We start from the raw sequence: 12,201 nt of genomic DNA, 5'->3' as shown, positions 1-12,201 counted from the left end.
CTGAGACAGCCAGGAGGTTGGCTTAGAAGCAGCCACCCCCGGCAGGACCGCGGCCGAATAATGGGCGGCCATCTCCCGGTAGGCGTCATTGAGGACGATCTCGCCCTCGCGGGGATGGGTGATCACGCCGGTCTTCAGGTTATCCGGGACGATCCGCGGGACTGAGCCGCCGAGGAACTCGAACATCGCCACGTTGGCCCGTAGCCAGGTGTCCTGCTTCATGTCCAGGGTGGGTTCGACGAAGGCGTAGCGGGAGAACGGCAAGCACCCAACGAACAGATACACCCGTCTCGCTTCCCCGGTGACGGGGTCGGTCAGCTGCATCGTGGGGCCGGACCAGTCCACTTCGACGGTCTGCCCAGCCTTGTGCCCGACCCGGGAGGCCAGCCCCCGCGACCTGCACGTGCTGTTGGTACTGCTTGCAGAACCGGTCGTAGCCCATCGCCGGGGAGCCCGAGCTGGCGCAGCGGTCGGTGTACTCGCCGTGGAGAAGCTTCATCGTCACCCCGACCCGTGCCATCTCCCGATGCACCTCTGGCAGATAGGGCCAGTGGGTACGCCTAGTCCGGCGATCCGGTACTTCGATTCCGGCGACTCGGTACTCCTTGGGCGGGCGGGGTGGTCTGCTCGGGGTGAGGCGGCGCGACTGCGCCGCTTCTTCCTATTTGAGGAGGCTGATGTGGCCGAGTACAAGGCCATCATGACGTTGGCGCTGGCCGGGCATAGCTACAGCGAGATTGTCGCCGCCGTCGGGTGTTCGCGTCGGGAGATCGCGGCGGTGAAGAAGACGATCACCGCGTACGGCATCACCGCCGCCAAGCGTCATCCGCTGCGAGGCGGCAATCGCCCGCCCCGACAGGCCTTCGGCCCGTAGCTGCAAGACGAGTTTCGCCTTGATCTTCCTTACCATTGGGAACCGCTCCTTCCGCCAGGTGCCCGTTACACCCAGCAGAAGGAGCCTAAGAAGGTGGCTCCGAACGCGAATAACGGTGGCTCCGACGGAGTCGTCCGCATCAAGCCGCCGCCGGCTCCCAGAGCCCATATGACTGGCCCTCAGAACAGCGAATACTCATCCAGCGAGGTCACGAGGCAGCAGAACGAATCCCGCGATTACCACAGCGTCATGTGGAACGAGTAGGTGCCGACTCAGGGGCCCGGCAGATCGTCCACTTCGCGCCACTCGACCTGTGCTTTGTCCCGGGGGCGGAGTGGCGATGCGTTGGTGCAGACTCCGGGATCCGGGATGGTCTAGGCCGAGTTCGGCGCGGATCTGGGGGGCGGCGGGAGCGGCAGTAGGTCTTGACCTTTTGATGCATATGCACGTCGTGCCAGTCGGCGAGGCGCGCTCAGAGCGCTGGGACCTGGATATCGATTTATGCTCGCAGCATCGTATCGACCAACGCTTCGATCACCTCGATGGCAGCCATCTTTTGGTTACCTTTGCGCGGGAGCGCCGCAGGCAGCGCGGTCGGGGAATCCTCGGCCAGGAACTTGCCGACCGTGCGCCAGCCACAGTGTGCTCCCGACCGATCTCGGGGTACGTCATCGTGGCGTGGAGTTGTTGCGAGCTCGGATATTCATCCAGGAGTCCTAATCAATGATCATGGGAGTGGGCCACCCTTCGGAAATCGTCAACTTGCCGGAAGACGACACCGAGGGTGACCCACCCCGCCCTCGGCGAGCAACTACGGAACGCCGAACACCGACCCACATATGAACCTGTCCCCGAATCGACATATCAGGGTGTACGCGAACATCCAGCGCTGTTGGCTTGCGGAGTTCCTCCATTCACCGCCGCGATAAGCGCCGCAAGCTGCGCGGCCTCGATGTCCGCGACGATTCGGCGACGACCATGATTCGACTTGGCGGTCCGGACTGCCGTCGCACTCATCGCCGTTCTGGCCTTCCGCCCCCGCGGGCACAGACTTCGACGCCAGCCCCCCCGAATTGGTGGCTGGTCCGCAATACCAACGAGACGACCAGCGATTACAAGCTGGACGAAACGCTAGTTTCCGGCAACGCGTACAACTAACAACTGAACGGATCCGCGCAGCGGCCAGGACCACGCGTACCAAGTCGTGAGATCGGTTGTCTCGGACGTACTGAAGTCGGGTACTTACGATGGTGGGAAGCAATACGACGGAGAGCCCAACGAGCAAGACGCTGGCGTCATAGGTCGCCTTTCAGCCCGGAAGCGGGAGCGGTCGATAGTGTTCGGCATCCTTACTCTGAAGGTATCTGTCGAAAAAGGAGGGACTTTTGCTTACCGAAAACGGGGGTTTTAGCTTACGCTATTTCCGAATGCCCGCCCACTGGTGATGGCGGTTGGCAGTGGAGAGAATAAATTTCACCACCCTCTCAGATGTGTTGTCAATGAGATAGTCGTCTGGAGTCAAGTGGCTTACACCCTGTCGCGTGTATTCAGAGTCAATTGCGATTTGAATAGAAGCGACGACGTCGTCGGCGTGGAGGCCAGTCATGATGATCCCGCCAGTGTCGAGCGCTTCAGGACGTTCGATCGAGTCGCGTAGCGTAACGGCAGGGAATCCCAAGAGAGAAGACTCTTCGGCGATTGTCCCTGAATCGGAAAGACAGCAAGCAGCAGAGAGCTGTAGCTTGTTGTAGTCATGGAACCCGAGCGGTTCAGCAAATGTAACACCTTCAGGCTCTGACCAGCCTGGAAGTTCCTCGAGTCGGTTACGCGTGCGCGGGTGCGTGGAGACAAAGACGGGCAGCTTGAAGTGCGCGTGGACGGCGGTTAGGCAGTCGAGCAGCATCTGGAGTCGCACAGGTGAGTCCACGTTTTCCTCGCGATGAGCCGATACGAGAAAGTACTTGCCCATTTCAAGCCCAATGTCATCCAGAACTGTTGAGGCATCGATCTGTTCGCGGTAGGCGTCGAGCACCTCACGCATTGGAGAGCCGGTTTTAAGGATGCGGCGCGGGTGGAGGCCCTCAGCCAGCAAATTCCGGCGTGCGTGCTCGGTATAAACGAGGTTAAAGTCGGACACGTGGTCGACCATCCGGCGGTTTGTTTCCTCTGGCACATTCAGATCGAAACAGCGATTTCCCGCCTCCATATGGTAGGTCGGAATACGCATACGGCGAGCCATTAGAGCCGCGATGCAAGAGTTCGTGTCGCCTAAGACGAGCACGGCATCAGGACTCTCCAGGCGCATTACCTTTTCAGCGGCGATCAGCGTGCCACCGAGAACAGCCCCGAGGCTAGTTGTGTCGACCCCAAGCATGTGGTCTGGTTGCCGAATCGCCAAGTCGTCGAAAAAGACTTGGTTGAGGGCGTAGTCGTAGTTCTGACCGGTGTGAATTAAAACATGCTCGATGCCGGCGGTCGAATCTAAGCGATGTATGACACGGGCCAATCTAATGAGCTCGGGGCGGGTTCCCACGACTGTCATGACTTTCATTGGACTGACTCCTCGGCTGTGCGGCGGACTGGCTCAGGGAACGTGTCGGGGGCATCCGGACGGAAGAGTTCGTGGCTCCAGAACTGTGTAAGCAGGACATCATCGCCCGTATTCGTAATGTTGTGAACCCAGCCAACGGGCATATCGATCGCTACAGGCGCCTCGCCGGAGACATCAAAATCGTATACATCGTCCTCGAACATTTTGCGGAGGCTTATCCGAGCCTCGCCTTGGATGACAGCGAATCGCTCGATTTTGGTGAGGTGGAAGTGCTCACCGCGTGTGACGCCGGGGACTGTAGTGCTGAAAGAGGACTGACCCTCACCGCCTCGGCAACGTACAGTTTCCACGAACGAGCCACGCGCGTCCGAATGTGGAACGAGGGCAATTGGATAGCGTTTTGGAAAGAGCGCAGATCTGAAGGTGTTGAACAGGTCAATGCGAAACTTGGAACTGAGGTCCGGGATCTCTCCGCTCGGCACGTACGAGCGGTGAAATTCCTGTAGAAGCTCCCACACCGCAACTACACCGGTCAATTCACCAACAGGCCGGAGCAACTCTTCCGTCTTGCCAAGAGCATCAATTAGGCACTGGGCCGCATCCTGGGCGTGGAGAAGTTCCACAGAATTATCGTTGATTTGAGGAGTCTCGCCGTCGATCACGGCTTGCACAAAGGTGGCGACAAACGAGTTATAGTTGGGGACACCGTGCTCCCCAAAAAGATTCGGAAGGCGAACTTCCACACATCGTCCGCCGAGAGCGTGGGTGGCGTCGGCAATCTGTCTGTGGGCGGCCAACTTGCCTCGCCCGTAGGGGTTGTCGCGCTCCACCTGGATGGTGCTGGCCGTCGCAACGCGTAGGGCTCGGCCCGAAGCGGTCACCGCCGCGGCGAGGTCGGAGCCGAGCCGGATATTCCCCTGTTCCACCAAGTCATCGCTAGCGGCTCGGTTGACACCGGCGAGATGGATGATCGCGTCAGCGTCTGACACTAGATCAGCCAACTCCGACCAGTTCTGCCGGGTGACTGGACGAACTTCGTGGTCGGTGAGTGCTGCCAGACGGAGGCGCGTGTGCCACCCGAGGAAGCCGGCGGCGCCGGTGAGCACGATCTTCATCGATTGACCTCCGCCAAAATTTGCTTCATTTCAGGAAGCGCTTCGATCATCGCGGCCGTCTCCTGGACGTTCATTTGCTCGGTGTTATTCGAATCGAAGTCCTCCGCCTCGCGCGCTGCGGAATCGCCTTCGTCTACGTAAATCGAGTACTGAAGAGAACGAGCATCCAGGGGCACCTTGAAGTAGTTGCCCTGATCGGTGGCCTTGGCCATCTCTTCGCGAGAGAGGAGCGTCTCGTACATCTTTTCGCCGTGCCGCATACCGATCTTCACGATCTCCGGCTCGTCAATGCCCAGTACGAGAGCGGTGGCCCGAGCGAGCGTATCCACGGTGCACGCCGGAGCCTTCTTGACAAATAAGTCACCGGGCTCGGCGTGGAAGAACGCGTGCTCCACCAGGTCAACGGATTCCTGCAAGCTCATCAGGAAGCGGGTCATGGATCCTTCAGTAAGAGTAAGCGGTTTACCCTCACGGACCTGACGAACAAATAGCGGGATCACCGAACCCCGCGAGTACATCACGTTCCCGTAACGAGTGACCGATACCGTCGTCTCGGACTTGGGGTTGTTGCGTGCGAACGCCTGGGCAGTTTTCTCCATTAGTGCCTTGGACATGCCCATGGCATTGACCGGGTATACAGCCTTGTCCGTGGACAGGCAAACGAGCGACTTCACGCCAAGTTTATGCGCTGCATTGATGACGTTCCGACTGCCTTCGACATTGGTCTTGACCGCCTGATCGGGAAAAAACTCGCAAGAAGGCACCTGCTTGAGGGCCGCCGCGTGGAACGCGAAGTCCGCACCAACGAATGCACTTTCTACGCTCTCTTGGTCGCGCACATCTCCAATGAAGAACTTGAGGCGAGGCTCGTCCATTCTGGAACGCATTTCGTCCTGCTTGGATTCGTCGCGGCTGAAAATGTTAACCTGGCCTACCCCCAAGGTGAGTAGATGCCGCGCCATAGTGGAACCGAAGGACCCGGTCCCTCCTGTTATGGCGACGGTGGCTCCGGATAGCGAATGCGATGTCAAGCGAACTCCTAGGCGAGTTGACGGATCTACGGAAGGGGCGAAGTGACTGCAGCGAGTTTAGTGGTCATGGTGTGGTCTTGTCGACCTGCTTTTAATCGTTGCTTCTAGGAAACTCTCGAGCCGCAATGCGCCCGCTTTGAGGGAGTACTCATCTTCGTATAATTTGCGCGCGCGCGATCCCATCTCCGATAGCTCCTGGGAACTGAGAGTCAAGAGTTTCTGAATTGCGGCCACAGTCTCAGCTTGGTCGGCTGAATTAGCTGCGATACCAACCTGGCTATCAGTCACAACATCTGCTGCGTCTCCCATGGCATGGGCGAAGATCGGCCGGCCGGCGGCTAGCGCTGCTTGAACTTTGCTTGGCATCGTTACCCGCAGCAGCGGGGTGTCGGCCAGTGAAACAATCTGGACGTCAGACGCCGCGATATATTCGCCGATTTTATCCAACGGCTGACGAGGTACAAAGTGGATGTTCGGGGCGCCTACAGCTCGCTGTCTCATCAACTCCTCCTCTACGCCGCCGCCGACGAGGACAAGTTGCGCATCGGGCGTCTTCGTAAATGCTGAGATCAGTGACGGGAGGCTCTGCAGTTTCCCAAAATTCCCCGCATACATGAAGATGCGACCGCTCGGGAGGCGGAGCTTTCGCTTAAGAGACTCGTCGCACCGTGCGCTTGGATGCAGGTGAGAATCGTCGATGGAGTTCGGCACATACGACAATTTATTGCGCGGAACGCCCCTCGCAGATAGGAGGTCGATCATCTTGGGCGAGATGACCCCGATCGAATCGGACAGTCTGTAAGACAACTGACAGAAACGGCTAATGGCTGCTGACATCGCCCAGCTAGTTCGTCCAGTAACAAAACCGCTCCCAGTAAAGGAGTCGGGCCATAGGTCTTGAATAATCTGGGCGTGCGGAGTTTGTCGAACGGCGTTCTGAAGCATGGCCGGCGCGGCTACAGTTGCAGGGGTGCAATTCGTGAGCCACACATCGGGGGTCGGGACCCGGAACGAGGTCGGGATTGCGCCAGCGGAGAACGACAGATAGTTGCTGATCCTGCGCACCGGATTTCCGTCATGACTGGGGTAGAGCGGGCCACGATGGATCGTTACTCCATCGAGCAGTTCACGCATATATGGCCGAACCTTGTAACCGGGGTAGATCTCTCCGTGAGGGTAGTTGGGAAACCCCGTGACCACGTGGATCTCATGCCCTAAGCTCGCAAGCCCTTTCGCCATAGTCGACGCGGCCAGGGCTGGAACCTCGGGTGGATACCACTGAGACACTAAGCCGACTCGCATTTCCCTGCTCCTTCGCGCGCGCTGACCCGTATACGAAACTCGGACTGGACCTGACTTATGAGTTCAATTCGATCTGCATGCCGTACCTATCTTCGGATTCTTCTACCACTTCGAAACCCATGCGTTCATAAATCTTGACAGCACGAGTGTTTTCCTTCCGTACGGTCAGCCATATCGGGTCGAATTTCTTTTCACGTGCACACTCCATCAGCGTAAGCCGCGTTGCGAGGGTCCCGAGTCCCCGACTTTGCGTTTCCGGATTGACGAAGATGTAGAACTCAGACCTGTTCTTATCCTTGACCAACTTCACGCCCGTCATCGCCACGAGTGTGCCGTCCTGGGTTTCGAAGACATAGTCTCTGCGGTCTGGATTTTCTCGTATGGCCTTGTGCCAGTGGATAGTCGATTCGAGGTTTATATTGTCGCCCAGTGTCATATGCTGCCTGGTATTTGGATCGGACAACCAGTTGACGCGAGTTTGCAGGTCCCGGGAATAGATACGCCGCATAAAGATCCCGTCTTGGGACGGGAAGCTACGTTCGTCATCTAGCGCGTCCCCCGTCTCGCCGGCGACAACTGACACGCCTTTCGATCGAATCGCGTTTTTCACAGTGCGGGCGATAATCCGAAGGTCTAGCCGTAGGGAAGCGTTCTCCACATATCTGACGTCTTGTTCAAGCCGCTCTCGCCACCCACCGTTGTTTCGGTTCGACACTTGGGACTGCCCGGTGATTCCGGGATGTACATTCAGGCGCTGTGCCTCCCGGTCGGAATAATAGGGGTTATAACGCACAAAAAGGGGCCGAGGGCCGACTAGGCTCATTTCTCCGCGTAAGACGTTGAGCAACTGAGGGAGTTCGTCAAGGCTTGTTTTCCGGAGGATTCGGCCAGTAGGAGTGACTCGTGCCGAATCCGACTTGGTGATCTGAGCGCTTCTGGATAGCCCGGACAAATCTGAGTCGGTGCTCGTTCTCATGGTACGAAACTTGAATATCTTGAACGGCTTGCCATGCAGGCCTGCTCGCTCCTGGGTAAAGAGTACGGGTCGGCCATCCGCGAGCGCTACGGTTGCGGACACGAGTGCGATAGCCGGAATTGCGAAGGGGGCTATTGCCGTGAGGGCGATGAGGTCAAAAGTGCGTTTGCCTTTGTATGCGTAGCCGTTCATGGGGCCTCCTCTGGGCCAGTTTCCGTCCGGTCGGTGTTATCGCGCAGATTGGCGTTGCGAATGGCTAGGGTAGGACCTCAGCGACAGCGACGTGCTTAGATGCCGAGACCTCGCGTTCGGGCCGCAGCGGAGAGACAGATTCTCTTCGTGCGAGTTGCCAGATCGCTTGGGCTGCGCGGTACCCGGCGAGTGCACTAAACGCGTATCCCCCACCGAATCGTGGATTAATGTCTATGACGACCGCACTATTGTCGGTGTCGAGAATGACGTCCACGTCTATGTTTCCGATGATATCTAGATCAGCCGTTGCCCACGTGGCGGCATTGACGACCTCCGTGGGCGGGTCGATTAGGACAGTTGCTGAGTCTGTTTCGCCTCCGCGCATTGCCCATTTCCTCTTGGTGCATGTTCCTGCAATAGCCCCATTGATGTCCTTGAATATATCAACGTTGTATTCGACCCCTTGTGAAAAAGGTTGCGCGACCCATGTCCCTGCGGGAAGGCTTTTTGCAGCCGCAACGACGTCTCGCGCAGCGAGGAATTGGAGGCCGGACGATGCTGACCCAAGTCGGTCCTTGATAATCCAACGATCCGAACTGCCCACCGATTCTTCCAGCCGTTCGACTTCGCCGATGGTCTCAGGTGTTAGATGAGGCCGTAGGGATGATAGGAAATCTGCCAACTCTAGTTTGTCTAGGGACAGGCGGCTAGTTTCGACTGTAGGCCCAATGAAGAGGCAGCCCGCATTGCTTAACTGCTTCGATCGCCGGCTCAACTCGATTGCCTCGTAGTCGTGAAGAGATAGGATTGCGTCGACGCCTGAGGTTTCAGCCAAAGCGAGTATTTCTTCTGCTCGGTCCTGTGGAGTTTTCCCCTCAATCGTTACCGCCTTTACCCCGGGCGTCGAGAGCGCTGGCGCCAGTGGGTTCATGTCAGCGGCGATTACTGTGTCGTCGTGGCGCGAGAAGCGGACGAGTTCTTCAAGGACGTACCTGCGGCGGCCCGCCGAGGTCACCAGAACCTTGGTCATGGAATTACTCCTGGCACTTCAGTTGCTGGCTGATCGGAGTAGGTTTCCGAAGGTTGTTATTACTCGGTCTAGTGCCGCGTCATCCAACGAGGAACCGCTTGGAAGTGTGATCCCACGTGCAAAGAGCTTTTCGGAAGCGCCGTTCAACATTGACCGGGCATCAGCGAAGACCGGCTGCAGATGCATAGGCTTCCAGAGACGGCGAACTTCTATGTCGGCGTCGTCCATCGCCTGCGTAAGGGCGTCGGGTGTGATCGCGAGACTGTCCCCGAGGACAAGACCGGTCAGCCAGCAGTTCTCAACTTCGTTCCCGTCCGAATTCGTGTTGCCTAGGAACCGAACATCGAGGTCCGCAAAGGCTTCGGCATAGGCGCGACGTATTTCTCGACGCTTTGCGATCATGTCGTCGAGGCGGTCGTGCTGAGCCCGGCCGATGGCGGCGAGGATGTTTGAGAGTCGGTAGTTATACCCGATCTCAGTGTGCTCGTACCAAGGGACGGGCTGTCTCGCCTGGGTGGAGAGGTAGCGAGCGCGGCCCAAGAGATCTTGATTGTTCGACAGCAGCATCCCGCCGCCTGAGGTTGTCATTATCTTGTTGCCATTGAACGAGAGAGCTGCAGCGTAACCAAACGAACCAGCCTGACGTCCACCGTGAGACGCCCCTAGTGCCTCAGCTGCATCTTCAAGGAGAGGGACGCCACGCTCGGCGAGTCCCTGCTCAATTGTCGTGTAGTCACAGCACTTTCCTACCAAGTCGACGGTCATCGCAGCGACGACGTGCTTACCTTCAGCGCGAAGAGCGTCGATCGCCTCAAATAGCAATTGCGGATCTATGTTCCCGTCGGACTCCCTAGAGTCGATGAAAACTGGTTCGGCTCCGGTATAGGCGATGGCGTTGGCGGATGCGGCGAATGTCATGGATGACACAACCACGGCTGTACCTGGCTTGGCTCCAAGCTCGAGCAGTGCGAGGTGCAACGCTGCTGTGCCCGAGGATAGCGCGAGTGCGCCCTCTACGCCGACCCGTTCGGCCACCTCCGCTTCGAACGCGTCTACTTCGGGTCCGAGTGGGGCGACCCAGCCTGAACGGATCGCCCGTCGAACGGCTTCTTCTTCGGTGTCGGAGATGTCCGCCTTAGACATGAAAATGCGATCGCTCATAGGACCTTCCGGCTCGGTGTGACTCGGCCAGTCTAGAGGCGTACCCATGACTTTTTCCGATCGTCAATCTACGAGCAGCCCCGTCGGTAGAGATTGTGAAAAAAATCTAGTCATCACAACAGTGGGTTGCGGGCGACCGACTAGGGGCGGGAATGCTACCGCTAGTCGGAGGGCCAGCTCTGAACCCGTCGTCTTGCTCTTTGCATCTCGGTAAGAACGCGAACAGTACGGTCGCGGGCATGACGTCTATTGCCGCTTAGCATTTAGCTCTGGAGTCTATGGAGTGGACATTCCGAGCTAGCGTCGGCGATTGTGGGGCATGACTGAAGGGGCGTTGCGCGGCATTATCATCGGGTGCGGGCTCACCATGGCGGGCTGACAGTCGTAAGTTCCGAGTGTGCTCGAATGCTCAAGCCACCGCCTTCACGCCGCTCGTTCACTGTATCGGCCACGACGTCGTGCTCCGGGACTTCCCTCTAGGGTTTCGATATGTCGAACGTCTTCCTCCTTCCCGGCCTACACGGCGATGCGCAGACGTGGTCCCCGCTTATCGACGCGCTGCCTGACGGACTGAGCGCCACGGCGCTCGATCTGCCGGCCGTGGCAGATCTCGATGCGCTCGTCGACGAGGTGGCCGAGCATGTCGCGCCCGGCAGCGTGGTGGTCGGGCATTCGCTCGGCGGGGTGGTGGCCATGCACCTGGCCGAGCGGCACCCGGCGCTGCTGGCCGGGCTCGTGCTGGTCACCGCTCCGGTGAGTGCCGAGGAGCCGCAGTCCGCGGCAGCGCGGGCCGAGCGGGCGGCGGACCTGAGCCAGGCGGAATACGAGGAGATCGCCCTCGACGGCATGGAGGCCGTCTACTACGGCGACCGCGGCCACGACCCGCAGGTGCGCGCCGAGCGCCTGCGCGCCGCGCGGGTGTACGGGCCCGAGCGGTTCGCCGCGCACTCGGTGGCCATCGGTTCGCGGCCCGACCGCTGGGACTTCCCCGCGACGGCGTCGTGTCCAGTGCTGATCGTCGGTGCCTCGGATGACCAGGTGGTGCCCACCGACGAGCAGCGGCAGTGGGCCGAGAGGAACACTGCGCCGCACGTGACGTACGTCGAGATTCCGGAAACCGGACACATGCTGCCCGTGGAGGCGCCGGGCCAGATGGCCAGCGTGCTCAGCGACTGGCTCAGCTCGCTCGAGGGCTGACCCCGACGGACCGGCGGCCGCTCGCGGTTGCGGGTCGGTCGGGGAAGGGTGAGCTCGTCGTCGTCGCCCCTTCCCGGTGTTCAGCCCTCAGACCGCCCCGCTCGGACACCGCGGCGAGAAGCGATGTGATGGGGGCGCGGGTAGGCGTCAGCGGTACAGGGGCGGCACCTGCGGCAGGAGCTCCGGACACAGAGAGCGCACCGCCTCGGCGTAGAGACGCCTGTGGTGCTCCACCTGCTCCTCACTCGACAGACCGTCCGCGTCCAGCCGCATCGCGACCCACGTCTTACGGACCCCCATGTAAAAGCCGCCGAAGCCGTCATAGTGCGGATCCCGGATGTCCTCGCACGCCCGCTCGCCGTACGCATACGCCTCGTCGATCGTGAAGGTCCACGGCGTCAGGTCTGCTGCCGCCTTCATCGCCACGGCCTGACCCGCCGGGGGAGCGGGGGACGGCGACGCCTGCGCGTCCTCGCCGCCCATCCGGGCCAGACCGGCAACGGCGACCAGGAGGACGAGGACAGCGCACAGGGCGCCGACCTCGAGGCGCACGATCCTCTTCCGCGACGACGTGGACACCCGGGAGTCACTCCCGCCCGGACGGGCGTCGCGACTCGCGGGGGCCGGGCTCGGCGTCATCCGGGTGGATGCTGCGGGTCTCCGACCGGACGTACGTGCGGGGCAGCAGATCGCGGACGTGGATCTTCGGCAGCGTCTTGGTCACCGCCAGCGTCACGTACATGACCGTGTTGATCGCGACGAACGCCGCGAG

Annotated in this window: 11 protein-coding genes and 1 pseudogene; 2 read left to right on the top strand and 10 right to left on the bottom strand. The window is 59.8% G+C overall.

Annotated elements, in window-relative coordinates:
* Window positions 1-532 (bottom strand): annotated as a pseudogene (locus tag G6030_RS01540) (IS21 family transposase); the annotation flags it as partial.
* A 147-nt stretch (window positions 533-679) separates the two neighbouring features.
* Between G6030_RS01540 and G6030_RS16250 the strand changes: the two are divergent.
* Window positions 680-874, top strand: a complete 195-nt coding sequence (locus tag G6030_RS16250; RefSeq protein ID WP_206680885.1) for a hypothetical protein — start codon at window positions 680-682, stop codon at window positions 872-874.
* Window positions 875-2,291: 1,417 nt separating this feature from the next.
* On the opposite strand, the gene wecB is transcribed toward G6030_RS16250, so the two are convergent.
* The 7 genes from wecB to G6030_RS01500 form a co-directional block, all read right to left on the bottom strand.
* A complete protein-coding gene (gene wecB / locus G6030_RS01530; protein ID WP_206680884.1) occupies window positions 2,292-3,416 on the bottom strand; it encodes a UDP-N-acetylglucosamine 2-epimerase (non-hydrolyzing) in 1,125 nt (374 codons plus the stop codon).
* A 5-nt stretch (window positions 3,417-3,421) separates the two neighbouring features.
* On the bottom strand, window positions 3,422-4,540 hold the full coding sequence (locus tag G6030_RS01525; RefSeq protein ID WP_182641971.1) for an NAD-dependent epimerase/dehydratase family protein: 1,119 nt from the start codon (window positions 4,538-4,540) through the stop codon (window positions 3,422-3,424).
* On the bottom strand, window positions 4,537-5,571 hold the full coding sequence (locus G6030_RS01520) for a polysaccharide biosynthesis protein (protein ID WP_182641970.1): 1,035 nt from the start codon (window positions 5,569-5,571) through the stop codon (window positions 4,537-4,539). Before G6030_RS01520 ends, G6030_RS01525 begins: the two co-directional genes overlap by 4 nt.
* A 57-nt stretch (window positions 5,572-5,628) precedes the next feature.
* Window positions 5,629-6,810, bottom strand: coding sequence for a glycosyltransferase family 4 protein (locus tag G6030_RS01515; RefSeq protein ID WP_241724084.1), 1,182 nt, complete (start codon window positions 6,808-6,810; stop codon window positions 5,629-5,631).
* Window positions 6,811-6,928: 118 nt separating this feature from the next.
* Entirely contained in the window at window positions 6,929-8,041 is a 1,113-nt protein-coding gene (locus tag G6030_RS01510; RefSeq protein WP_182641968.1) for a GNAT family N-acetyltransferase, read from the bottom strand.
* Window positions 8,042-8,105: 64 nt separating this feature from the next.
* A complete protein-coding gene (locus tag G6030_RS01505) occupies window positions 8,106-9,071 on the bottom strand; it encodes an ATP-grasp domain-containing protein (RefSeq protein WP_182641967.1) in 966 nt (321 codons plus the stop codon).
* Between the two features lie 18 nt (window positions 9,072-9,089).
* The gene (locus tag G6030_RS01500; RefSeq protein ID WP_182641966.1) at window positions 9,090-10,232 is read right to left on the bottom strand and encodes an aminotransferase class I/II-fold pyridoxal phosphate-dependent enzyme; all 1,143 of its coding nucleotides are present in this window, start codon (window positions 10,230-10,232) and stop codon (window positions 9,090-9,092) included.
* Window positions 10,233-10,721: 489 nt separating this feature from the next.
* Between G6030_RS01500 and G6030_RS01495 the strand changes: the two genes are divergently transcribed.
* The gene (locus tag G6030_RS01495) at window positions 10,722-11,429 is read left to right on the top strand and encodes an alpha/beta hydrolase (RefSeq protein WP_182641965.1); all 708 of its coding nucleotides are present in this window, start codon (window positions 10,722-10,724) and stop codon (window positions 11,427-11,429) included.
* Between the two features lie 147 nt (window positions 11,430-11,576).
* On the opposite strand, the gene G6030_RS01490 is transcribed toward G6030_RS01495, so the two are convergent.
* On the bottom strand, window positions 11,577-12,008 hold the full coding sequence (locus G6030_RS01490) for a hypothetical protein (RefSeq protein WP_182641964.1): 432 nt from the start codon (window positions 12,006-12,008) through the stop codon (window positions 11,577-11,579).
* A gap of 7 nt (window positions 12,009-12,015) precedes the next feature.
* Window positions 12,016-12,201, bottom strand: a 186-nt coding sequence (locus tag G6030_RS01485) for a hypothetical protein (RefSeq protein WP_182641963.1), incomplete at its 5' end; no start/stop codon positions are given.

The organism is Dietzia sp. E1 (genome assembly GCF_014145015.1).
In the GTDB taxonomy this organism is placed as follows: domain Bacteria; phylum Actinomycetota; class Actinomycetes; order Mycobacteriales; family Mycobacteriaceae; genus Dietzia; species Dietzia cinnamea_A.
Note: the sequence above shows the minus strand (reverse complement) of the source record. Positions and strands in the feature narration are given on the sequence as shown.

What these genes read in the sequence shown, in the direction of transcription:
- wecB (WP_206680884.1), bottom strand. Translation starts at nt 3,416, where the DNA reads ATGACAGTCGTGGGAACCCGCCCCGAGCTCATTAGATTGGCCCGTGTC.
- G6030_RS01525 (WP_182641971.1), bottom strand. Translation starts at nt 4,540, where the DNA reads ATGAAGATCGTGCTCACCGGCGCCGCCGGCTTCCTCGGGTGGCACACG.
- G6030_RS01515 (WP_241724084.1), bottom strand. Translation starts at nt 6,810, where the DNA reads ATGGCGAAAGGGCTTGCGAGCTTAGGGCATGAGATCCACGTGGTCACG.
- G6030_RS01510 (WP_182641968.1), bottom strand. Translation starts at nt 8,041, where the DNA reads ATGAACGGCTACGCATACAAAGGCAAACGCACTTTTGACCTCATCGCC.
- G6030_RS01505 (WP_182641967.1), bottom strand. Translation starts at nt 9,071, where the DNA reads ATGACCAAGGTTCTGGTGACCTCGGCGGGCCGCCGCAGGTACGTCCTT.
- G6030_RS01500 (WP_182641966.1), bottom strand. Translation starts at nt 10,232, where the DNA reads ATGAGCGATCGCATTTTCATGTCTAAGGCGGACATCTCCGACACCGAA.
- G6030_RS01495 (WP_182641965.1), top strand. Translation starts at nt 10,722, where the DNA reads ATGTCGAACGTCTTCCTCCTTCCCGGCCTACACGGCGATGCGCAGACG.